Source organism: Martinezella lusitana (genome assembly GCF_014207095.1).
GTDB classification, from domain to species: Bacteria; Pseudomonadota; Alphaproteobacteria; order Rhizobiales; family Rhizobiaceae; genus Rhizobium; species Rhizobium lusitanum_B.
Genome location: NZ_JACHBG010000003.1, coordinates 228,440 through 250,271, shown reverse-complemented (window position 1 = coordinate 250,271; position 21,832 = coordinate 228,440). Strand labels below are relative to the sequence as shown.

The 21,832-nt window shown below is 58.6% G+C and carries 19 protein-coding genes; 8 read left to right on the top strand and 11 right to left on the bottom strand.

The window, feature by feature from the left end:
* Positions 1-362: 362 nt before the first annotated feature.
* The 3 genes from GGD46_RS09245 (at position 363) to GGD46_RS09235 (ending at position 4,941) form a co-directional block, all read left to right on the top strand.
* Positions 363-785 (top strand): TadE/TadG family type IV pilus assembly protein, encoded by a 423-nt coding sequence (locus GGD46_RS09245; RefSeq protein WP_184703457.1) that lies wholly within the window; start codon positions 363-365, stop codon positions 783-785.
* Complete coding sequence (locus GGD46_RS09240; protein ID WP_184703456.1) at positions 785-2,521, top strand: pilus assembly protein TadG-related protein; 1,737 nt, start codon at positions 785-787, stop codon at positions 2,519-2,521. Before GGD46_RS09245 ends, GGD46_RS09240 begins: the two co-directional genes overlap by 1 nt.
* A gap of 215 nt (positions 2,522-2,736) precedes the next feature.
* Positions 2,737-4,941: a DUF1217 domain-containing protein gene (locus GGD46_RS09235; protein ID WP_184703455.1), complete on the top strand. Its 2,205-nt coding sequence runs from the start codon at positions 2,737-2,739 to the stop codon at positions 4,939-4,941.
* Positions 4,942-5,016: 75 nt separating this feature from the next.
* Here GGD46_RS09235 and GGD46_RS09230 read toward each other — a convergent pair whose 3' ends face one another.
* On the bottom strand, positions 5,017-5,790 hold the full coding sequence (locus GGD46_RS09230; protein ID WP_184703454.1) for an SDR family oxidoreductase: 774 nt from the start codon (positions 5,788-5,790) through the stop codon (positions 5,017-5,019).
* Positions 5,791-5,925: 135 nt separating this feature from the next.
* Here GGD46_RS09230 and GGD46_RS09225 point away from each other — a divergent pair, with 135 nt between their 5' ends.
* Positions 5,926-6,864 carry a LysR family transcriptional regulator gene (locus GGD46_RS09225; RefSeq protein ID WP_184703453.1) on the top strand — a complete coding sequence of 313 codons (939 nt, stop codon included), beginning with the start codon at positions 5,926-5,928 and terminating at the stop codon, positions 6,862-6,864.
* 106 nt (positions 6,865-6,970) lie between these two features.
* Here GGD46_RS09225 and GGD46_RS09220 read toward each other — a convergent pair whose 3' ends face one another.
* Genes GGD46_RS09220 through GGD46_RS09205 form a run of 4 tightly spaced genes read right to left on the bottom strand, consistent with a single transcriptional unit; the run spans position 6,971 to position 10,952 of the window.
* Positions 6,971-8,116: a P1 family peptidase gene (locus tag GGD46_RS09220; protein ID WP_184703452.1), complete on the bottom strand. Its 1,146-nt coding sequence runs from the start codon at positions 8,114-8,116 to the stop codon at positions 6,971-6,973.
* A 1-nt stretch (position 8,117) separates the two neighbouring features.
* Positions 8,118-8,948 carry an ABC transporter permease gene (locus GGD46_RS09215; protein ID WP_184703451.1) on the bottom strand — a complete coding sequence of 277 codons (831 nt, stop codon included), beginning with the start codon at positions 8,946-8,948 and terminating at the stop codon, positions 8,118-8,120.
* 10 nt (positions 8,949-8,958) lie between these two features.
* Positions 8,959-9,858 (bottom strand): ABC transporter permease, encoded by a 900-nt coding sequence (locus tag GGD46_RS09210; RefSeq protein WP_184703450.1) that lies wholly within the window; start codon positions 9,856-9,858, stop codon positions 8,959-8,961.
* Positions 9,858-10,952: an ABC transporter ATP-binding protein gene (locus tag GGD46_RS09205; RefSeq protein WP_184703449.1), complete on the bottom strand. Its 1,095-nt coding sequence runs from the start codon at positions 10,950-10,952 to the stop codon at positions 9,858-9,860. Before GGD46_RS09205 ends, GGD46_RS09210 begins: the two co-directional genes overlap by 1 nt.
* Positions 10,953-11,115: 163 nt before the next feature.
* Here GGD46_RS09205 and GGD46_RS09200 point away from each other — a divergent pair, with 163 nt between their 5' ends.
* Together GGD46_RS09200 and GGD46_RS09195 are read left to right on the top strand one after the other, a co-directional pair.
* The gene (locus GGD46_RS09200) at positions 11,116-12,159 is read left to right on the top strand and encodes a spermidine/putrescine ABC transporter substrate-binding protein (protein WP_184703448.1); all 1,044 of its coding nucleotides are present in this window, start codon (positions 11,116-11,118) and stop codon (positions 12,157-12,159) included.
* 54 nt (positions 12,160-12,213) lie between these two features.
* Positions 12,214-13,071 carry a MurR/RpiR family transcriptional regulator gene (locus tag GGD46_RS09195; RefSeq protein ID WP_184703447.1) on the top strand — a complete coding sequence of 286 codons (858 nt, stop codon included), beginning with the start codon at positions 12,214-12,216 and terminating at the stop codon, positions 13,069-13,071.
* A 221-nt stretch (positions 13,072-13,292) separates the two neighbouring features.
* Here GGD46_RS09195 and GGD46_RS09190 read toward each other — a convergent pair whose 3' ends face one another.
* The 3 genes from GGD46_RS09190 to GGD46_RS09180 form a co-directional block, all read right to left on the bottom strand.
* Positions 13,293-14,576: a cystathionine gamma-synthase family protein gene (locus tag GGD46_RS09190; RefSeq protein WP_184703446.1), complete on the bottom strand. Its 1,284-nt coding sequence runs from the start codon at positions 14,574-14,576 to the stop codon at positions 13,293-13,295.
* 126 nt (positions 14,577-14,702) lie between these two features.
* Positions 14,703-15,617, bottom strand: coding sequence for a polyphosphate kinase 2 (ppk2, locus tag GGD46_RS09185; protein ID WP_184703445.1), 915 nt, complete (start codon positions 15,615-15,617; stop codon positions 14,703-14,705).
* Between the two features lie 99 nt (positions 15,618-15,716).
* Positions 15,717-16,505, bottom strand: a complete 789-nt coding sequence (locus GGD46_RS09180; protein ID WP_184703444.1) for a 3-hydroxybutyrate dehydrogenase — start codon at positions 16,503-16,505, stop codon at positions 15,717-15,719.
* Between the two features lie 317 nt (positions 16,506-16,822).
* Between GGD46_RS09180 and GGD46_RS09175 the strand changes: the two genes are divergently transcribed.
* Positions 16,823-17,569, top strand: a complete 747-nt coding sequence (locus GGD46_RS09175) for an acetoacetate decarboxylase (RefSeq protein WP_184703443.1) — start codon at positions 16,823-16,825, stop codon at positions 17,567-17,569.
* A 35-nt stretch (positions 17,570-17,604) separates the two neighbouring features.
* On the top strand, positions 17,605-18,762 hold the full coding sequence (locus GGD46_RS09170) for a patatin-like phospholipase family protein (protein WP_184703442.1): 1,158 nt from the start codon (positions 17,605-17,607) through the stop codon (positions 18,760-18,762).
* 99 nt (positions 18,763-18,861) lie between these two features.
* Here the strand turns inward: GGD46_RS09170 and GGD46_RS09165 are convergent, their stop codons facing one another.
* The 3 genes from GGD46_RS09165 to GGD46_RS09155 form a co-directional block, all read right to left on the bottom strand.
* A complete protein-coding gene (locus GGD46_RS09165) occupies positions 18,862-19,755 on the bottom strand; it encodes a hypothetical protein (RefSeq protein WP_184703441.1) in 894 nt (297 codons plus the stop codon).
* Positions 19,756-19,886: 131 nt separating this feature from the next.
* On the bottom strand, positions 19,887-20,606 hold the full coding sequence (locus GGD46_RS09160; protein ID WP_184703440.1) for a ParA family protein: 720 nt from the start codon (positions 20,604-20,606) through the stop codon (positions 19,887-19,889).
* A 143-nt stretch (positions 20,607-20,749) separates the two neighbouring features.
* Positions 20,750-21,832, bottom strand: a complete 1,083-nt coding sequence (locus GGD46_RS09155) for a chemotaxis response regulator protein-glutamate methylesterase (protein ID WP_184703439.1) — start codon at positions 21,830-21,832, stop codon at positions 20,750-20,752.

Here is a 21,832-nt window from a genome sequence, read left to right as displayed (position 1 = left end):
ACATTTCCCAGCATCCCACCATCAACAATGGGCCGGACTGCACCAAGGCGGTGGGTTGAGCGCTGGCGGTCGCGCCTCAGTCGGCTGTTACGGCGTTGAGTGAGATATGGTTGCGTAAGATATTTATGCAATCTATGCAATCAAATTCCTTGATTGCTTCAATAGGAAAATCTTTCGATCAATTTACCGAAGATACTGCGATGGCGGCAATTTACATCAACTTTTACCAATCAAACCTGTATGATTTAGTTATATAAACATTAGAAAATAGTATATTTAGAAATATAAAATTAACGCCCGCAATCTAAGGTTTCCGTGATCGTCATCGTCATGGATGAACGTCGATTGAGGGAGATAGAATCATGACACGCGCTTCTGATTTCAGGAGGGCCGAGGGGGGCGCAGCCGCCGTCGAATTTGCACTTATCGCGCCGCTTTTCCTCCTCATGCTTCTCACTTTTATTGCTTTCGCCATCTATCTAACCGCGGCCCACTCACTGCAGCAGCTTACGGCCGATGCCGCGCGGACGGCGATCGCGGGCATTTCCGCCGATGAGCGGACGCAGCTCGTTCAGGACTTCGTCAATCGCTCGACGATCAACGATGCATTTCTGACGAAGGACAAGCTCACCGTCACGGTTGCGACCGATCCGGCCAATGCCAACCAGTTTACGGTCAGCGCCAGCTACGACGCATCAGCCCTTCCGGTCTGGAATCTCTATACATTCGCGATGCCGGATCAGACGATCCGTCGCTATTCTACCATCAGGATCGGGGGAATGTAATGAATGAGCTTCTCAGGCGTCTTGCCTTCTGCCGCGACAGGCGAGGGAATGTTGCCATCACCACTGCGCTCATCTCGCCCCTGATCCTCTACTGCCTTGGTCTGGGTATCGACTACGGCATGATGACCCTGCAACAGCAACGCCTTCAGCAGCTCAGCGATATCGGTGCGATCACGGCCGCTTCCAATATTGCGAACGCCAATACCGCGCTTTTGAACAATCTCCAGTCGAACGGAACGACGGCAGCGCTTGCGGCGGGCAGCAGCTATCTGACTTCCAACGGTACCATTACGGCGAGTGCGGCCAATTCGGGCCAGTATGAGACGCTCGCCAACATGGTTCTCGGAACCTACACGGCGGATGCGACGATCGCCCCTCAGAACCGCTTTTCTTCCTCGGGGAGTTCTCCCTATGACGCTGTAAAGGTGACGCTCACGCAAAAAGCCGTGATGCCCTTTGCGTCGTCCTTCGCCGCCTCGCCGACGCTTAGCGCTACCGGTACCGCAGCGAGCGATACAGTGGCGGCATTTTCCATCGGATCGCGGCTTGCGAGCCTCAATGGCGGCATCCTCAATCAGCTGTTGGGATCCCTTCTTGGAACGCAGATATCCCTCAAGCTCGTCGACTACCAATCGCTGGTCGGGGCCAAGGTCAACCTACTGAGCTTCCTCAACCTGCTGGCGACTGATCTCAATCTTACGGCGGGGAGCTACAACGATCTTTTGGCAACCAGCGTTCCCTACGACAAGGTTCTGGGTACGCTCGGTAAGATGACGAGCCTCTCGCCTGCTGTTGTTAGCATCGTCAACGGCCTCGGCAAGTCACTCGGCACCACCAAGCTTACCGTCAAACTCGAGGATATCCTGAACCTCGGTCCCGAGGGCAAGAATATCATCGGCACTGGTCCGAACCTGAACTCCAATATCAGCCTGATGAGCTTTCTGTCTTTGACTGCGATGGCGGCCAACCAGCAGAAGCAGATCGCCGTCGACCTGGGAGTTGCACTGCCCGATCTTGCGACGGCCAAATTGACGTTGGCGATCGGCGAAATGGCAAAGCAAACGCCGTCCGCGGCCGTGGGCGCACCAGGCACCACTGTTCGTACGCCGCAGGTTCGGGCTGCCATCGAGGTTTCGGTCACCGGCTTGTCCTTGATCGCCGGATTGAAGCTCAGAGTGCCGCTCTATGTCGAGCTTGCCCCCGCCGAAGCTCGGCTGGCATCCATTACCTGTGTCGGCGGTAACATGCCGAATGCCGTGGTTGGAATTGATGCCGTGCCGGGTATCGCCGAGATCGCGTTGGGCGATGTTGATACTTCGGCCTTCGTGAACTTCGGCACGAAGCCACGCGTCACTCAGGCTGCCATCATCGATTCCCTGCTGCTGAGAATTCTTGCAAGCGCGCAAATCGATATAGCCAACATGAGCCCGACGCGGCTGACCTTTCAGCCCTCGGAGATTTCCGCCGGCACCGTAAAGACGGTTTCGACCAAGGATGTCACGACCTCCCTGGTCACATCTCTCTTGAAGAACGCCAATATCAGCATACAGCTGCTGATCATCACCATCGGAACGCCGAGCGGCGTGCTGTCGTCACTCGCCGACACGCTTTCCCTCGTCACCGCGCCCGTCGACCAGCTTCTCTACAATCTTCTCGGGCTTCTCGGCATCGGTATCGGACAGGCCGACATACAGGTCACCGATGCGCGATGCATGCAGCCGGTGCTGGTGCAATAACAGCCGAGATTAAAGACGCACGGATAATCTGCGCTGGCTCCGCCGGAACCATGGCGGGCAAGCAACCCGTGAGACGATGTCGTTTCCGCATCCCTGTCCTCAAACGGGAGGCGGAAGCCGGCCTGGGGATTGCCGATCTAGCTTCGCGCAAGGTCTGGTTGCGATTGTGCGCGCCGGGGCTAATGTTGGTGAATTGCGCGCTGTGGGGGCGATCCATGATTTCAACCTATCTCGGCTACGTGACTGCGACAAAGGATATGGCGTCGACGCTTGCGCGCATCGCCAAGCAGGCCACTGTCAAAAGCGATCAACAGTATTATGATACTCACATCGGCAAGATCAAAAATGTCGATGAATTCCTCGCGGACCATAAGCTCTACAGCTATGCGATGAAGGCCTATGGCCTCGAGGATATGACCTATGCCAAAGCTTTCATGAAGAAGGTGCTGACGAGCGATCTCAGCAACGGCACGAGCTTTGCGAACAAGCTGACCGATAATCGCTATCGGCAATTTGCGGCCGCCTTCAATTTCACTGCCAATTCCACCAAGCCAACGGCTCAAAGTGACGCGCAGAAGAATGATACGATTGGCCTTTACGAGCGCTCCTTTGCCAATGAAACGACGTTGGCCAAGAAGGAAAGCGCATTTTACAGCAAGTGGATCGACCAGGCGACGAATGTCGATGACATCGTCAACAACACCAGGATGCGGGAATACCTTCTGACCGCTCACGGCCTCGATGCGACCCACATTTCGAAGAGCTTCCTGAAGTCTGTCTTGACCAGCGATGTCAATGATCCCAACAGCTTCGTCAATACAGCAAGCAATTTCGCGTCGGGCTCCGCCCAGGCAACATACAAGCTTATCGCATCGGAATTCGGCTTTAAGCCGGATGGCACACTCTCCGGTGCCAGTGCACAGACTGCCGCGCAGAAAGAGGCGCTGATATCGCGTTACGACAACACGGTGCCGACCCTGATCCTCTCGGCCTCGGCCACCAGCAACGACGACTATTATCGACAGCACATCGGCAATGTCCGGTCGGCTGATGACCTCACCGGCGATAACAGGCTGTTCTCCTATATCAAGACGGCGTTCGGGCTCAGCCAGAAGATCACGGCGAAGCAGTTTAATCTGGCGGTTTCCGACAAAATCTACGCCTCGGTCATGGGAATGGGCGAGATGATCGCCGCGTTCAAGTTCTCACCGGACGGATCGCTTCCAGCCGGCGAACCGGCACAGACAGCCGATAGCATCAAGGCGACGTCTGAGAAGTACATGGCGCACTACACGGATAATCGGCAGGCCTTGTTCAAGGACGCCGAAGCCAACTACAAGACGCGGGTCGGCAAGATAAAGACGATCGCCGACTTCTTTGCCGCCAACGAGAGCAAGTACGCGGATCTTCCGACGCTGCAGGATATGGCGCTTCGAGCTTTCGGGATCGACAAGAGTGAGGTAACAAGAGAGAAGCTCCGGAAAGTACTGGAGAGCGACCCTTACGACAGCAAGAGCTACGTCTCAACCCTCAAGGATCCCAGATTCCTGGAGCTCGCAAAGGCATTCAACTTCGACAACAAGGGCAATCTGCGTTCTCCTGTCGAGGCCTTGCCGCTGGCCTCGATGAACAGCTTCATCTCATCCTATTCCAAGGTGAAAACCTTCGGATTGACCGGCCAGATGCGAGAAAAAGCCGTCAAGGACGTGAAGGACGACGCCAACGAGTTCATCAAGTCGATCGGCAAGGTCAAATCCGTGGACGATCTTCTGGCGGACAAGAAGCTGACGAATTTCATCCTTGTGGCCAACAACATCGATCCTAAGACGGTCGATAAAGCTACCCTGAAAAAGGCTTTTGCGTCCGATCCCGAGGATGCGAAGGGCTTCTTGAATACGCCGGCCGGTCAGCAGTTCAAAACGATGGTGAGCGTCTTCAACTTCGATTCCAAGGGAAATCTGACGACGACCAAGATCGAGGCGAGCCAGAACAAGGGCGCGCGTCTTGCTACGGACACCCTCTATCTTCACCAGACGCTGGAATCTCAGCAGGGGGAATCGAACGATGGCGTCCGGCTTGCGCTTTATTTCCAGCGTAAGGCGCCGCAGATCAATTCCGTCTACGATATCATGGCGGATCCCGCGCTCTACAACGTCATCAAGACCACATTTTCCTTGCCGCCTTCCATGTCCAATATGGATGTGACCCGGCAGGCAAAGATGCTGGAAAAGATGGTTTCGGTAAAGGATCTGCACGACGCAGGCAAGGTCAACAACCTCCTGAAGCGCTTTGCCGCGGTTTATGACGCGGCGAACGGCGTGAACACGAGTTCACTCGCTTCCTCGATCCTGACTCGTGGCTCCGCTGGCGGCATAAGCGGTGACCTGATGCTGTCGATTGCTCAGCTCAAGTCGCGGTAGCGATATCGGCTTCATCCATCCAGGCGATTGGATCGGGCCGGCTCCATCCTGCGGGAGGAAGCCGGCTCGATCTCTCTACTTGGTAGTATAGCCGCCATTGACGAGGATGGTCTGGCCTGTCATCCACCAACCGTCGGAGACGAGGAAGCGGATATAGGGAACGATGTCATGGATGTCGGTGAGCCCGGTCTTCGTAAACTTCGAAAGTGCGGCGGCTCCCATGTGATAGGCCTGTGCGTCAGCGCTTTCCGCCGGATAGAAGAACGGTGTGTCCATCGGGCCGGGGCCGATCGCGGTCACCGAGATGCCGCGGTCGCCGAATTCCTTGGCGGCGGCACGGGTAAAGTGCTCGACCGGCGCTTTCGTGCCGGCATAGGCTGCATAGAAGGGCGTAAAGGCCCCAAGCAATGAGGTGACGAGCGTGCAGACCTTGCCGTTGTCGTTGAGCGTCCTGCCGGCTTCTTTCAGGAAGAAAAATGCCGACTTGGCATTGACGGCGCTCATTTCGTCGTACTCTGTCTCCGAGATATCGACGATCGGCTTCTTCAGCACTTTGCCGACGGTGTTGATTGCGATGTCGGGCCGGCCAAAAGCGGCGGTGGCATCGGCGAACAGCTTTTCGACCGCACCAGCGGTGGTGAGGTTGGCCTGAAAAGCTGCGGCTTCGGCACCTGCTGCCTTGATTGCCGCCACGGTCGCATCGGCGTCGGCCTTCGTCGCGGCGCTGTTATAATGGACGGCAATGGCCTTTGCACCGTGAGCGGCAAGATCCCGGGCGATCAGGCCGCCCAGATTCTTGGCACCTCCGGCGATGATGACGGTCTTTCCCTTGATGGAATGGTCGGTCATGGATGAGCCTCCTTGGGCGATGCGGCAACACCGTGCTGCCGTTCATGAGGCCAATCTATCGTCTGGATTTCGCTGATAAAGCGGGCTAGTTTGACATCATCTGTCAGAATTCACGGACAATGGGCGGCTTTAGGCTTGGACCGGATTGACCTTTTCAGGATTTTCACCCGCGTCGTGGAATGCAGCAGTTTTACCCGCGCGGCCGACACTCTTGGCCTGCCCCGGTCCTCCGTGTCGGCAGCGGTTATTGAGCTGGAGGGCCGTATCGGTGCGCGGCTGCTCCACCGCAGCACACGCAAAGTATCGCCCACGCAGGATGGCACTGCCTTCTACGAGCGTTGCCTCAGGGTGATTGCCGACGTCGAGGAAACGGAAAACCTGTTTCGCCAGAGTGGCGCGAAGCCCTCCGGCAAGCTGCGGGCCGATGTACCGGGCCGGATTGGACGGTTGATCATCGCTCCGGCGCTGCCGTCTTTCCTCGATCGGTTCCCCGATATCGAGATCGACCTCGGCATCACCGACCGCGCCGTCAATCTGGTTGAGGACAGCGTCGACTGCGTGCTGCGCGTCGGGCCGTTAAGCGACTCAGGTCTGATTGCCCGGTCGATCGGTCGGCTACCGCTCATCAATGTCGCCAGTCCGGACTATCTTTCTCGCCACGGTATCCCGCAGAGGCCGGAGGATCTTACCCACCACTGGGCTGTCAACTACGCCTCGCCCTCGTCAGGGCGGATCGAACCCTGGGAATGGATCCATGAAGGCTCGCTGCAGAGCGTACCAATGCGAGGCCGCGTCACCGTCAACAGCGCCGAAGCCTATATTGCCTGTTGCATTGCCGGTTTGGGGCTGATCCAGAATCCCGCCTATGATCTCCAGCAACATCTGCAGGCGGGTGAACTCGCGGAGGTCATGCCGGATTTTCGCGCAGAACCCTTGCAAATGACGCTGCTTTATCCGCACCGCCGACATCTTTCACTTCGTGTCCAGGTTTTTTCCGATTGGTTGCAAGCCCTGATGAGGGACGCGATCCTGCGCCAATCGACAGCACCTGAACACAAGACTGCACACCCATAGGCGAGTTTCAACGCCACGAGATGCGGCGGGGCTTGCCGCATCATTGCCGAAAGCGCGCCGGCACCGGACGAACCAGCGTGCCGGCGGCCCATTTCAACCCATCGAACTAGGATTGGATACCTTCCGGCTCCATCCTTCCATATTGCTGCACCAGTTCCGCGAGCCGATCATGGGAGATCGCCCGAATGAGAAAACGGTCGTGGGGCGTGCCACCCATGTCGTCGGCCGCAAGCATCGCATTGACCACAGCTTCTTCGACGCTGTCGACCGCTGCCATGTAGATGGGGTCGAGCGGTTCGTCGTTGACGATTTGCAGGGGAAGGTGCCCACTGGCCTTATGTGCCATGGGGTGCGCATTGGCGGTGGAGAACGCCAGGAAGATGTCGCCTGAATTATTGCCGCCCGGCGTGCCATTGCGGCCGATGCCTATGGCGGCGCGGCGCGCGAGACGCTTGAGCTGATGCGGTGCAAGCGGCAGGTCGGTAGCGATGACGACGATGATCGAACCGCGCTCCTGAAGCTGGCTCTGCGGCGTGCCGTCCCGCATGTGCTTGCCGACCGGCACGCCTGCGATCGTCAGCCAGTCGCGTTGGCCGTGATTGGCCTGCACCAGCGTTCCGATCGTATAGCTCCGCCCGTCGAACTCGACAACGCGGGACGAGGTGCCCGTGCCGCCCTTGAAACCGTAGGTGATCATGCCTGTGCCGCCGCCGCAACTACCCTCCTGTACCGGGCCTGCCGCAACGTTGTCGAGGGCGGCGCGCACGTCAGCCTCGCTAACATGCATTCCGTTGATGTCGTTCAACGCACCGTCATAGGTCTCGGCGATAACAGGCATGATCCAGAGGAAATCGTCAGTCTGATAGGTCGAGGCGTAATGGTCGATCATCCACTTGATAGTAGCGTGGTGCGCCATGCCGACGCCATGCGTGTTGGTGATGACGACAGGTCCGAGGAAGTAGCCGCCGTCTTCGATCCAGTGCGTACCGGTCATTTCGCCATTGCCGTTGAAGCGGTGGACGCCGGCATAGACGGGAACCGGCGTTTCGGACCCCATGTGCGGCAGGATCGCGGTCACGCCGGTGCGCGTCGGCCGCCTGCGGCCGGGGCGTGGTTCGTTCTCGATGATCGTTTGAAAGCCTACGCCGACGCCGGCCACATCCGTTATGGCATTGTTTGCGCCGGTGCGACCGGTAAAGGGCAGGCCTAGCTGGCGGCCGCGGAGTTTGCGGGTATTTGTTTTTGTTGTCATGTCATTTCTGCCGGGAGCGAAGATAAAGGCCAAGGGAGGCCACGAGGAAGGAGAAGGTCAGCATCATCACTGCGATCGCATTGATCTCTGGTTTGATGCCGCGACGGAGCATGGCGAAAATGAACATCGGCAGGGTCGTGACGTCGACACCGGCGATGAAATAGGTGATCACCAGATCATCCATCGAGATGATGAAGGCAAGCAGCGCCCCGCCGAGGATGCCCGGCATGAGCTGTGGCAGCACCACGCGGCGGAACGTCATCCACTCGTTGGCGCCGAGATCGGCCGATGCATTTTCGAGCGTCCGATCCATGCCGGCCAGTCGCGCCGAGACGACGATGAAAACATAGGACGTCAGGAAGGTGCATTGACCGATGATGATCGTCATGAGGCCGAGCTTTATGCCGGCGCTGACGAAGAAGATGAGCAGTGCGATGCCAAGGACGATATCGGGCATCAGCATCGGCATGAACATGGCGACTTGGTAGAAGCGCTTGCCGAGGAAGTTGAACCGGTGCAGCGCGATCGCCATGGCCGTGCCGAGCACGGTCGAGATCGCTGTGGTGGAGATTGCGATCTTGAGACTATTGAAGACGGCGGCGATTAATTGATCGGTCGATTCTATGTAGAGCGCGCTTTCGGAAGAGGCTGTCTTGAAACCGAAGACTTGGGCGTACCAGTCTGTCGTGAAACCGCTCCAGCTCATCATGTTGACCGGGTTCGAATTGAACGAATAGACGGCGATCAGGACGAGCGGGATATAGATGAAGGCAAAGAACAGGATGGTGTAAAGCGCCAGACCGCCGTTGAAGAGGGTGCGTGCAATTTTCATGATTCCCTCCTCAGACCGTCAGTGCTGCGGTCGCATTGCGGCGGCCGGAGACGATGACATAGGCGACGAGCAGCACCAGCATGACGGCCATGACCATCATCGCGAGCGCCGAACCGAACGGCCAGTTGCGGGCGGAGAGGAACTGCGCCTCGATGAGATTGCCCAGCATCATGACCTTGGCCCCGCCAAGAACGGCCGGCACGACAAAATTGCCGAGAGCTGGGATGAAGACGATGATCGAGCCGCCGATGATCCCTGGGGTCGTCAGCGGCAGAATGATACGGAAGAAGGTGCGGATCGGGCCGGCCCCAAGATCGAGCGACGCCTGAATAAGCCTCCAATCGAGCTTTTCGATGCTGGCATAGACCGGCATGAACATGAATGGCACGAAGACATAGACCATGCCGAGGATGATCGCGCCGTCCGTGTAGATCATCTCCAGTGGTGCGGAGGTCACGCCCGTTACCATCAGAGCATTGTTGATCAGGCCCGTCGGGCGCAGGATCATCACCCAGACGAAGAGCCGTACGATGAGGCTGGAAAAGAACGGCAAAGTGATCAGGAAGAGGCAAAAATTCTTCCATTTGTCCGGCAGCTGGCTGACGTAGAAGGCGGCCGGGTAGCATACGATCAGCGTCGCCACCACAGTCACGGCGGCAATTCGGAGCGAACGCAGGAAGATGCCGATATAGACCGGATCGTATTCCTCAAATTCCGGATTGGCGAAGCCGAGGATGCGGCCGAAATTGTCGGGATAGAATCCCCATTCGACGCCGCCATAGAGGCCTGGCGTCAGAAAGCTCGTTACCATCATGATGCCGAGGGGAATGATAAAAAAGATCAGGAGAAAGAGCGTGACCGGACCGAGCAGTAGCCCGAGCTGGAAACGCCGGCGTGCGGCAATCGTCATCAGGCTTCCCCTCTCGAGGCGATCAGGTGGACACTGTCGGGATCATAGTGCCAGCGCGCCGATTGGCCCGCGGCAAGCTGGCCGACCGCCACGCGCTGGGCGGCTGGAACATGGGCCAGAAGCTTGCGGCCGCCTGCCGTTCTGCCGAAGACTTCGAAGGACGAACCGACATAGACGATTTGCTCCACTGTAACGTCGATAGCCGGGCAAGTGCTGGAGGAGGTGGCCAAGAAGAAATTCTCCGGGCGGATCAGCGCCACAGCCGGCTCCTTATCCGCAATTGCCGCAATCGGCGCGTGGCGGATCGCCGTACCTTCGCCGGTGACGAAATCCTGGCCGTCGCTGCGGCCTTCGAACAGGTTGCTCGCCCCGATGAAGCTTGCGACGAAGGTGTTGGCGGGGTGGTCGTAGATCTGCCGCGGCGAGTCGAGTTGCTGGATCCGGCCGCCGTTCAGCACGGCAACGCGGTCGGACATGGTCAGCGCTTCCTGCTGATCGTGCGTCACGAAGATGAAGGTGATGCCAAGTTCATGCTGCAGGTTCTTCAATTCCAGCTGCATGGCTTCGCGCAGGTGGCGGTCGAGGGCCGAAAGCGGTTCGTCGAGCAGCAGCACCTTGGGGCGCGCGACGATGGCACGGGCAAGGGCCACACGCTGTTGCTGGCCGCCCGACAATTGCCGCGGCAGCCGTCCTTCCATATCTTCGAGCCCGACCATCTTCAGCACGGCGTGAACCCGTTCGATCCGTTCGGCCTTGCCAACACCAGCGGCTTCAAGCGCATAGCCTGTATTCTCGCCCACGCTCATGTGCGGGAAGAGCGCATAATTCTGGAAGACGGTGTTGACCGGGCGGCGATAGGGAGGCCGATCGGTCATGTCCTCTCCATCGATGACGATGCGCCCGGCATCAAGCTCGACGAAGCCGCTGATCGCCTGTAGCAACGTGGTTTTACCGCAACCGGATGGTCCCAGAAGTGTAATGAACTCGTTGCGGCCGATCTCCAGATCGATACCGTCAAGCGCCTTGACCTGCCGACCCTCAGGAGTCGAAAAGGCCTTTGCGGCTGAAGCCAGCCGCACGATTGCATCTCGCATGCTTCGTTCCCCGAAATGTTATTAAATTAACTCTTGCGTGATTTCGATATGTTGATATCATTTTTTCGTCGAAGTCAACGCCCTCAACGCGGTCGGTTTTAGCTTCCACAGAGGCCGAGCCTAGCGCGCCGAAGGGATAATAATCCTATTAAGGGGAACCAAAATGACGATTTTGAAGGGCGCGTTCCGGCGCCTGGGCCTTGTTGCGCTTACGGCATTGCTGCCAACAGCGGTTCTCGCCGAAGAGCTCAATATTTATAACTGGGGCGAATACATCAATCCGGCTGTCCTCCAGAAGTTTGAGGAGGAGACCAAGATCAAGGTCAATCTGTCGACCTACTCTTCCAACGAGGAAATGCTTGCCAAGATCCAGGGTGGCGCGACCGGCTACGACATCGTCTTTCCGTCCATTCATATGCAGGAGATCATGGCCAAGCTGAACCTCTTGGAAAAGACCGACATCGACACCTACGAGGGCTTCAAGAACATCGATCCTCAGTTCCTGCGGGCCAAGAGCGATCCGAAGGGTGAATATTGCCTGCCTTACGCCTTCGGTACGGTCGGGATTCTCTACAACCGTCGGGTTCTCGGCAAGGACATTACCGGCTGGAAGGACCTGGTCGCAACCGTCAAGGAGAAGCACCTGAAGTTCACGCTGCTCGACGACATGCGCGAAGTGCTTGGGATGGGCCTGATCCTCAACGGGCACTCGGTCAATTCGATCAAGGCGGAGGACCTCCAGCAGGCAGCGGACACGGTCATCGAGATGAAGCCCTATGTGGCGGCCTTCACCTACGACTCGCGCCCGATGGTGGAGTCCGGTGATATCGCCGCTGCTCACTTCTTCGTCGGCTCGATGATCAACGTTTTCGGCAATCCGAAGGATCTAGGCTATGTCATCCCGCAGGAGGGCGCGACCATGTATCAGGAAGACATGTGCGTGCTGAAAACCGCGCCCAACAAGACGAACGCGACCAAGTTCCTGCAGTTCTATACCCGCCCGGACGTTGCAGCGCTGAATGTTGCGCAGCAGACCAACGGCACGCCCAATGTACCAGCTCGCCAATTGACGCCGGAAAACATCAAGAATAGCAAGGAAATCAACCCGACTGACGAAACCATGAAACGTCTGCAGATCTTCGAGAATCTCGGACCGGGTCTCCGTCAATTCGATCGCGTATGGACGAAAGTCAAGACAGCGCAGTAACGTCATAATGCGATACTCCGTCCGGTCCCGGGCGGAGCTTCATCGGAGGGAAGATTGTCGAAGGATATATTGAAGCTTGTGCAGAGCGCTGACATGCGCAAGTCGAAATCCGACAAGCTGATCGCCAGCTATATCGAGCGCAACATCGCCGAACTTCCCTTCGAGACAGCGAAATCCATTGCAGCCAGGCTGGAGATCTCGCAGATGACCGTCGGTCGCTATCTGCGACGGCTTGGCTTCGATGGTCTCGACGAGCTCAAGACGGCTTTGCGGCGCGGTGGCCGCTCGAATCCCGCCTGGCAGATCAAGGGGTCTCTCGATCGCTTCCAGGATGATCTACGCGACGGCAAATTCCTCGCGGGTCTGCTGCAGCAGCAGGTCGAAAATCTCGGCATGATCTATGAGCTGACGACCGCGCCGCAATGGCAGCAGACGATCGATGCGCTGATCGCGGCAAGCGAAGTCTATGTCGCCGCCTACCAGAATGTGCGTGGCATTGCTCAGTATTTCGCCGCCCAGCTTTCCTACACGAGGTCACGCGTCTCCTTCATGGATGGATTGAATGGCACCTATGCCGAACTGCTCGACGGAGCGGTCGAAGGTCGCGTGCTCTTCCTCCATGATGTCCGCCGCTTTGCAGCCAAAGCGAGGCCGCTCGCCGAAGAGGCGCGCCGCGCCGGCGTAAAGGTCATTCTCTTGACGGATGAGTTCTGCCCCTGGGCCGAAGACGTGTCGGACATCTCGCTGGTCATTCCCGGTTCGCACGGTCCTCTCTGGGATGGCGCCGCGACCATGACGGCCGTGATGGACCTCCTTCTCAGCAACATCATTGTCGTACTCAGTGGTAAGGTGGGTGAGCGTGTCGAATTGCTGACCCGCTTGCAGGACGTATTCGGCGATTTCGAGAGCTGACTGCCGGCACGAGCGTCTTGCTCCCGTAACGAACCGTGGCGTAGTTTGAACGCTCGACCATGTTCCGTTCCGAACAATGGATTCAAGAACTTGCCTTCTCGTCTCTTTCTTTCCGCCTGCGCTCTCGCAGTAGGCGTCAATTTGGCTCCGGTTCAAACGTGTGCCGCGTCCGACGACGCCCTGGTATCGTCGGCACATAGCTTCGGCAAATGAACATGTCGTCAGGCGGTTTCGAGAGCTGTCGCCAGATCGGCGATCAGATCGTCGGGGTGCTCTATCCCGATCGACAGGCGGATCGTCGATTCCAGAACGCCGATCCGGTGGCGGACGTCCACAGGCACGCCGGAATGTGTCGTCGTCGCCGGATGTGAGGCAAGCGATTCCGTGCCGCCCAGACTGACGGCCAGCTTGAAGATCTGCAGCGCATTCAGGAATTTGAACGAAGCCGGCTGGCCGCCCTTGATGTCGAAGGAGAAGGTGGAGCCCGCTCCGCTGCATTGCTTGGCGAAGGTCCGGCCGGTGGCCGATGCCGGATCCGCATAGGCGAGATAGTGAATTTGCTCGACCTTTGGGTGGTCGCGCAGGAAATCGGCGACGGCACGCGCATTGCTGTTTGCCCGTTCCATGCGGATCTGCAGCGTTTCCAGCGAACGGCCGAGCATCCAGCAGGAATGCGGATCAAGCTGTGTGCCGATCGCCCCGCGCAACGCCTTGACCTGCTTCATCACAACTTTCGAGCCGAGTGCGGCACCGGCGATCAGGTCGGAATGGCCGCCGACATATTTCGTCAGAGAATAGAGGGAAATATCGGCACCATGCTCGATCGGCCGCTGGAAGACAGGCCCCAACAGAGTGTTATCGCAGGCGACAATCGGCGTATGGCCCTGCTTTTCGCCGATGGCATCGGCGACGCGGCGGATCATGGCGATATCGACGAGGCTATTGGTCGGATTGGCGGGCGTTTCCACGAGAATGAGCGAGACACGGCCTTTTGCCATTGCCTCTTCCGCGCCCGCCGTCACCGAGGCTTCGTTGACGCCATCTGCGAAACCGACTGCCGAAACGCCGAGATTGAGAAATGTCCTGGCAAGCAGCGTTTCCGTGCCGCCATAAAGCGGCTGCGAATGCAGAATTGCGTCGCCGGGACGAACGAAGGCAAGCAGCGTCGTGGCAATTGCCGACATGCCCGATGAGAACAGCGCGCAGCTCTCCGCGCGCTCGTAAACGGCAAGGCGATCCTCGACGATCTCACTGTTTGGGTGGTTGAAGCGGGAATAGACGAGACCGACGCCGGTGCCCTTTGGCGGCTCGATGCGGCCGGATATGTAGTTGAAGAAGTCGCGCCCATCTTCGGCGGATTTGAAGACGAAGGTGGATGTCAGGAAAACGGGTGGCTTGACCGCGCCCTCGGAAAGCTCCGGGTCGTAGCCGTAGTTCAACATCTGGGTTTCGGGGTGAAGCGCGTGGTTGCCGATATGCGTTTTCGAGGGATGCGGCGCAGTCATGATGGTCTCCTCAACCGACGACACGAACATTAGATTCGTATTATATCATCACTCGAGGTGGTTGCATGCCATAGTCTTTGGCTGATTGACGAGTCCGCCGTGGGCGGACCCGTCCGGTGGATATCGTCAGTAAATTTCCGGCACGTACATTTCCGGCGGCACCGGCGTGCGATGATAGTCGGCGTTGCGCATGCGCTCCGGTAGGATGATTTCCGGCTTCGGCACGTTTTCATAGGGAATCTGTGTCAGCAGATGCGCGATGCAGTTGAGGCGTGCCCGCTTCTTGTCGACGGCGTGGACGACCCACCACGGCGCTTCCGGAATATGGGTGCGATCGAGCATCTCTTCCTTGGCCTTCGTGTATTCTTCCCAGTGCACGCGGCTCTGCAGGTCCATCGGCGATAGTTTCCACTGCTTCAGCGGATCCTGGATACGCATGTTGAAACGGAATTCCTGCTCTTCATCGGTGATCGAGAACCAATACTTGATCAGGATGATACCGGAGCGCACCAGCATGCGCTCGAAATCCGGCACCGAGCGGAAGAATTCTTCCAGCTCCTCCGACGAGCAGAAGCCCATGACGCGTTCGACGCCGGCGCGATTGTACCAGCTACGGTCGAACAGCACCATTTCGCCTGCTGTCGGCAGGTGCGCGGTGTAGCGCTGGAAATACCACTGGTGCCGTTCGCGCTCGGTCGGTGCCGGCAGCGCGACGACCCGGCAGACGCGCGGGTTGAGACGCTGCGTCACGCGCTTGATGGCGCCGCCCTTACCGGCGGAATCGCGGCCCTCGAACAGCACGACGACCTTGAGCTTCTTGTACTGAACCCAGTCCTGCAAGCGCACCAGCTCATGCTGAAGGCGGAAGAGTTCGCGGAAATAGGCCCGGCGCTCGAGCGTTGCCTCGCCTTCGCTGATCAGGCCCTCGGCAACCAGCTCGTCGAGGCGATCCTCTTCGAGCTGCATCTCCAGCTCTTCATCGAAACTATCGACGATTTCATCCTTGATGCGGCTGAGCGGATCCTGGGTTTCGTCGGTCATTGAGCGTCTCCTGCCCTGTTTTCATGTTGATGTCGCAATCGGCGACCGAGGGATGATCGGCAAATATGCGTTCTGCATCCACCGGCCACGATCTGATTATTACTCAGCGGTCCAACCGCCGTCGACGGACAGCGTCGTGCCGGTGATCTGCTTGGCGGCGTCGCCGCACAGGAAAACGGCGATGGCGGCCACCTCGTCGACGGTCACGAATTCCTTCGTCGGCTGGGCGGCCAGCAGCACGTCGTGCTTGACCTGCTCTTCCGTCATGTTGCGCGCCTTCATGGTTTCGGGAATCTGCTTTTCGACGAGCGGCGTCCAGACATAGCCGGGCGCGATGGAATTGACGGTGACGCCGTCCCGTGCGGCTTCGAGAGCGATGGTCTTGGTCAGGCCGGTAATGCCGTGCTTAGCCGAAACATAGGCCGATTTGAACGGCGAGGCGACCAGGGCATGTGCCGAGGACGTGTTGATGATGCGGCCCCATTTACGCGCCTTCATGCCGGGGATGGCCGCCTTGATGGCGTAGAAGGCGGCAAGCAGGTTGATGCGGATGATCGCTTCCCACTTGTCGTCGGGAAACTCCTCGATCGGCGCAACGAACTGGATGCCGGCATTGTTGACGAGCACGTCGAGGCTGCCGAAGGCATCTTCCGCCTCGCGCACCATGGCGGTGACTTCCTCGCCATTCATCATGTTGGCGCCAGAATAGCGGCACTTCACGCCGAAGTCGGCTTCGATGGCGGCACGTTCCTTTTCGATCGCGTCGGCGTCGCCGAGGCCGTTGATGGTGACATTCGCGCCTTCAGCAGCAAAGGCACGCGCAATCGCAAGCCCGATACCGCTCGTCGAACCGGTGACCAGCGCATTCTTCGAAGTCAACGAACCCATGATGCAACTCCCGCAATCTCTATGACAAGGTTGAGTAAATTGAAAATGCCGAGGTGAGCGCACACTGCCAGCGTCGTATGTCGCTTTGATAACAGGCGCGACCGGGCATTCGAGCGTGATGCCGAAAAGTGTAGGCGGTTTTCGGGCCACATCATGCTCTACTTCTTTGATTCTGGAGCCGAATGATTTTGGGTCGAACGGACCTGAAATCATCCGGCTCCGACGACAACCATCCGGCAACTGACACTTCGCTGTCATGCAACCGTGCAAGTTTTCGCCGCGGCGCACAGCTATTTTCTCTAACGACGGAAAATGCGATGAAGGTCGAAGACATACTCAAGCATGCCTATGCAATGCCGCTGACGAACCCCTCCTACCCGCCAGGACCCTACCGGTTCTTCGATCGCGAATACATCATCATCACCTATCGCACCACGCGTGAGGCTCTTGAGGCGGTCGTGCCCGAGCCCCTCGAAATCGACGAGCCGCTGGTGAAATACGAATTCATCCGCATGCCCGATTCCACCGGATTCGGCGACTATACCGAGACAGGACAGGTCATTCCCGTGCGATATCGCGGGCAGGCCGGCGGTTATGTTCATTCGATGTATCTCGACGATGATGCGCCGATCACTGGCGGTCGCGAGATCTGGGGCTTTCCGAAGAAACTCGCCAACCCGAAGATCGTCAACGAAGGCGAAGTCATCGTCGGCACGCTACACTATGGCAGCGTCCTCTGCGCAACGGGAACAATGGGCTACAAGCACAAGCCGGTCGATCAGGGGCCGCTTCTCGCCGCCTTGTCGGAGCCCAACTACCTCATCAAGATCGTGCCTCATGTCGACGCCACGCCGCGTATCTGCGAGCTGGTGCGCTACTACCTTACCGATATCACCATCAAGGAGGCCTGGACCTCGCCCGCCGCCCTCGACCTCAGGCCGCATGTCATGGCCGATGTCGCCCGGCTACCGGTTCTGGAGGTGGTCTCCGCTGTGCACTTCACCGCCAATCTGACGCTCGGATTGGGTGAAGTCGTTCACGACTACCTCGCCGAACGCCGGTAACAGAGCCCCATTTTTCCCTTTGCTGGAGACCAACCGTGCTCGATCGAAACCTCAAGGCCGCAGCGCCGACAATTCCGGAAATTGCCACGCAATATGATCGCGTCGCCCTGGTATTTCAGGGCGGCGGCGCACTCGGCGCCTATCAGGCCGGCGTCTATCAGGCGCTTGCCGAGGCTGGATGCGAACCTACATGGCTTTCCGGCGTCTCCATCGGAGCCGTCAACGCCGCGATCATCGCCGGCAACGAGCCGAGCCGCCGCCTGCAGCGTCTCGAGCAATTCTGGCAGATCATCTCCGGCCGCAAGATCTGGGCTTACACGCCGGAAGGCGATGTCTTCCGCGATATCCGCAATCGCACGAGTTCATGGATGACCATGACGATGGGCCAGCCCGGCTTCTTCAAGCCGCGTTTTCCCAATCCCTGGTTCGAACTGCCAGGTGCCGAAGGAGCTACCAGCTTCTACGATTCGGCGGAATTGAAGAAGACGCTTGAGATGCTGATCGATTTCGACGTGCTCAACGACGGCAAGAAGCGCTTCAGTGTCGGCGCGGTCAATGTCCGCACGGGCAACTTCGTCTATTTCGACACCGACCATATCCGCATCGGCCCCGAGCACATCATGGCGAGCGGCGCCTTGCCGCCCGCTTTGCCGGCCATCCGCATCGAAGGCGAATATTATTGGGATGGCGGCATCGTCTCCAACACGCCGTTGCAATATCTGCTCGATCAGGAAGAGGATCGCAGCTCACTGGTATTCCAGGTCGATCTTTTTAGCGCCCGTGGCGTCCTGCCACGCAGCATGCCGGACGTGCTGTCGCGTCACAAGGACATCATGTATTCCAGCCGCACGCGGCAGAACACCGACAACTTCAAGCGCATCCACGGCCTCAAGATGAAGTTGCTGAATGCGCTGAAGCGTGTGTCGAAAGATCAGCTGACACAGGAAGAAGAAGCACTGATTGCTGACTATTCCGACGCCGGTGTCGTCAACATCGTACACCTGATCTATCAGCATAAGAACTACGAAGGCCACGCCAAGGACTACGAGTTTTCCGGCACCTCGATGCGCGAACATTGGGATATGGGTCTTGAGGACACCAAGCGCACGCTGCGCCACACCGAATGGCTGCTGCCGCCGCTGACGGACGACGCGGTCGCGATCCATGATCTGCACCGCGAAGATCCGGTCTGAGGCTGCTATTAGGAGCAATGGGTGCCGCTTGGCGCCCATTGGTGGTCACGTTCGCATCGTGCCAAGCGTAGCGAGGTGAAGTCTATTCAAGACTTTTTATCAGCGAGCCTTGTAGGTGACGGAAATCTTCGCATTGGCCAAGGCAGTCTGTGCCAGCTGCGCGGCATCAAGCCCGAGCGTCCCGATCTGAAGAGGCTTGGAGAAGGCAAGATCGAGTGTGAAGAAGCCGGCGGGGTGGGGAATATCCTGCAAGAACTTCAGAAGCGCCTTCTTGGATTCCGCATCGATCTGGCTGTCCGGAACCATCTGCAGCGCCGTTGAGGCGTTGTTACGCAATTGGTTGATACCCTGCGCAGGATCATCCGACCCTGTAATCTGCTGGAGGAACGAAGCAAGCGACGGCACCGCCATTCCCTCGAACAGTCCCTGATTGTCGAGCCGGAAACGCAGATGCGTCAGGCCGGCAGAGCCGCCTTCCGCGAAAGACTGCACATTCGTGTTTTTGGGCAGGATAAATTCGGCTGACAGCGCTGCCTTGCCGAGGCGCAGATTGGTCAGCTGCACGTCCTGAATATCGAGGTAGCCGTCCTTGGCATCGAAGTGAAACGAGCTGGAAACATCCATCGGCCATTGCTGGACAGAGGCGATGTAGTTCGCAAAGGCATTGTCCATCATCGGGGCGAAACGTATGCCCTCGACGGAGAAACGCCCCCAGCTGGGCAAATGATCGGGCTTGGCCGAAATGGATTTGAGGAAGGCGACGAGATCGTCACCCTTCAACTCGGCACGATCGAACGACCATCCTAAGCGGCTACCGGATTTGAAAAGCCCGTTCGTCACTGCACAGCCATCGTGGAGTTCGGACACGGCAAAGCCATCCACATGCTGAATGATGTCGCTGCCATTGACGAGATCGGCGCAAGGCGTTTCGGCCGCTGCCACGGAAAGAGGGGCGAGCGACAGCAGAAGGGGAAACAGGAGGAAGGGGCGCATTGTTCACGTCCATCTGTTTGAGGAGATCGGCAAATAGCCGCCTCATGTTTCTGCCCGAGCGGCGTATGTCAAGTCACGATGCCCCGTCCACGGGCTTTCCCGCCTCGGTTGACTTGGCGGATGGGCAAAGGTCAGGCCGAGAGCTTCAACTGATCGGATTTTGTCCGTTCGCCGCGACCACTGTAGGGCAGGATGCGGCGTAGAACCTCTTGCGCAAGCGCCTGGGCGTTCTGTTGCGCCTTGTCGAGATTGCTGACGCTATCCGTGTCGATCGTATAGAGCGTCTGGCCATAGCCGAAGACTTCACGATAGGCGGCGCGTTCGATGATCGGCGTGGAGAGAACATGGACGCGACGGCTGGACAGCAGCTCCTTTACCGACTGCAGCGCGCGCGTCGTCACCATCGGATTGACGCGTGTGAGTACGACCGAGTGGGGAATGCGGATATCGGCGCGATCTTCGAGATATTGCAGCAACTCGATGACATTGGTGGCGCCTTCCGCGTCCATGGCCGAGCCCTGCACGGGAATGAGCACATAGTTGGAATAGCCGAGTGCCTGGGCCAGCAACGGGCTGCGCGCGCCCGGCAGGTCGATGAGCAGGAAATCCACTTCGTCGCGCAGCTTGCGCGCATGCTGGCCGAGATTGGCTGCCGTTACATAGGGAACGACGGAGAGAGAGGCCGGTGCCCTTTCGCCCAGCCGCTCATGCCATTTGGAGATCCAGAGCTGCGGGTCCGCATCGAGAACGGCCACGGAAAAGCCCATTCTGGCAAGCTCGCAGGCAACGATGACGACGGCGGTGGTCTTGCCGGCGCCACCCTTGGTGTTGGCAAAGGTCAGAACGGCCATAGGTGCTTCCTGGGCTGGTGGGTGTGGCAACTCAATGGGGTAGGCGAAGGGCTGTCATGGCGCGCGGAGATGGTTACGCATTTATGGTTAACAAACCATTTTAAGTGGGGCTGCGGGCGGCCAGCCTGCACCTTGGTGATCGGTCAATGCCGCTTGTCGGCGGCCAGGATTTCGCGGGCGATATGATCCAGCGCCACCGTCCGGTCGACGCCGCCATGGGCGATCGCTTCCTTGGGCATGCCGAAGACGACGGATGTTTCCTCGTCCTGGGCGACGGTGAAGGCGCCTGCGTCATGCATCTCCTTCATGCCGCGTGCGCCATCGTCGCCCATTCCGGTCATGATGACGCCCATGGCGTTGCCGGCCGCAGATCGTGCGGCGGAACGGAAGAGCACGTCGACAGAGGGCCGATGCCTGGAAACGAGCGGGCCGTCCTTGATCGCGACGACATAGCGCGCGCCCTGCCGCTCGAGTAGCATATGCTTGCCGCCGGGAGCGATGAGCACATGGCCGCGCAGCACGGCATCGCCGTGTTCGGCTTCCTTGACCTCCACTTCGCACAGGCTATTCAGGCGCTTTGCGAAAGCCGCGGTGAATTTTTCCGGCATGTGCTGCACGATGACCATTCCGGGCGTGTTGGCCGGCAGGGCAGTAAGCAATTCGCGAAGCGCTTCCGTGCCACCCGTGGAGGCCCCCACACAGACAACCATTTCAGTGGTTTTCGCCATGGCCCGGCCGGTGGGCGGGGGAAGTACGACATCGGCCGTCAGCTTGGCCGTCGGCTCCGTCGACGCGATCACGCGTTTGCGTGCCGTTCCCAGCCGGGCTGCGGCAGCACCTTTCACCGCTTCCCGGATCATTGCCCCCGTCTCCGCCAGATGGTCGGCGGCGGCGATCTTGGGCTTCAGGATGATATCGACGGCGCCGGCTTCCAAAGCCTGCATCAGCGTCTCCGAACCGGCCTCGGTCAAGGAGGAGCACATGACGACCGGAATAGGGCGCTGCGTCATCAGCTTTCGCAGGAAGGTGATGCCATCCATGCGCGGCATTTCGACATCGAGCGTGATGACGTCGGGAATTTCCTCCTGGATCTTCTTCGCAGCCATGAAGGGATCGGCCGCGGCACCCATCACCTCGATATCCGGATCTGCCGACAATACCTGTGTCATGACCTGCCGCACGCTGGCGGAATCGTCGACGATGAGCACGCGGATCTTCTTGGCCAT

Coding starts and splice junctions, on each gene's coding strand:
- GGD46_RS09245 (WP_184703457.1), top strand. CDS start 363: ATGACACGCGCTTCTGATTTCAGGAGGGCCGAGGGGGGCGCAGCCGCC.
- GGD46_RS09240 (WP_184703456.1), top strand. CDS start 785: ATGAATGAGCTTCTCAGGCGTCTTGCCTTCTGCCGCGACAGGCGAGGG.
- GGD46_RS09235 (WP_184703455.1), top strand. CDS start 2,737: ATGATTTCAACCTATCTCGGCTACGTGACTGCGACAAAGGATATGGCG.
- GGD46_RS09230 (WP_184703454.1), bottom strand. CDS start 5,790: ATGACCGACCATTCCATCAAGGGAAAGACCGTCATCATCGCCGGAGGT.
- GGD46_RS09220 (WP_184703452.1), bottom strand. CDS start 8,116: ATGACAACAAAAACAAATACCCGCAAACTCCGCGGCCGCCAGCTAGGC.
- GGD46_RS09215 (WP_184703451.1), bottom strand. CDS start 8,948: ATGAAAATTGCACGCACCCTCTTCAACGGCGGTCTGGCGCTTTACACC.
- GGD46_RS09210 (WP_184703450.1), bottom strand. CDS start 9,858: ATGACGATTGCCGCACGCCGGCGTTTCCAGCTCGGGCTACTGCTCGGT.
- GGD46_RS09205 (WP_184703449.1), bottom strand. CDS start 10,952: ATGCGAGATGCAATCGTGCGGCTGGCTTCAGCCGCAAAGGCCTTTTCG.
- GGD46_RS09200 (WP_184703448.1), top strand. CDS start 11,116: ATGACGATTTTGAAGGGCGCGTTCCGGCGCCTGGGCCTTGTTGCGCTT.
- GGD46_RS09190 (WP_184703446.1), bottom strand. CDS start 14,576: ATGACTGCGCCGCATCCCTCGAAAACGCATATCGGCAACCACGCGCTT.
- ppk2 (WP_184703445.1), bottom strand. CDS start 15,617: ATGACCGACGAAACCCAGGATCCGCTCAGCCGCATCAAGGATGAAATC.
- GGD46_RS09180 (WP_184703444.1), bottom strand. CDS start 16,505: ATGGGTTCGTTGACTTCGAAGAATGCGCTGGTCACCGGTTCGACGAGC.
- GGD46_RS09175 (WP_184703443.1), top strand. CDS start 16,823: ATGAAGGTCGAAGACATACTCAAGCATGCCTATGCAATGCCGCTGACG.
- GGD46_RS09165 (WP_184703441.1), bottom strand. CDS start 19,755: ATGCGCCCCTTCCTCCTGTTTCCCCTTCTGCTGTCGCTCGCCCCTCTT.
- GGD46_RS09160 (WP_184703440.1), bottom strand. CDS start 20,606: ATGGCCGTTCTGACCTTTGCCAACACCAAGGGTGGCGCCGGCAAGACC.
- GGD46_RS09155 (WP_184703439.1), bottom strand. CDS start 21,832: ATGGCCAAGAAGATCCGCGTGCTCATCGTCGACGATTCCGCCAGCGTG.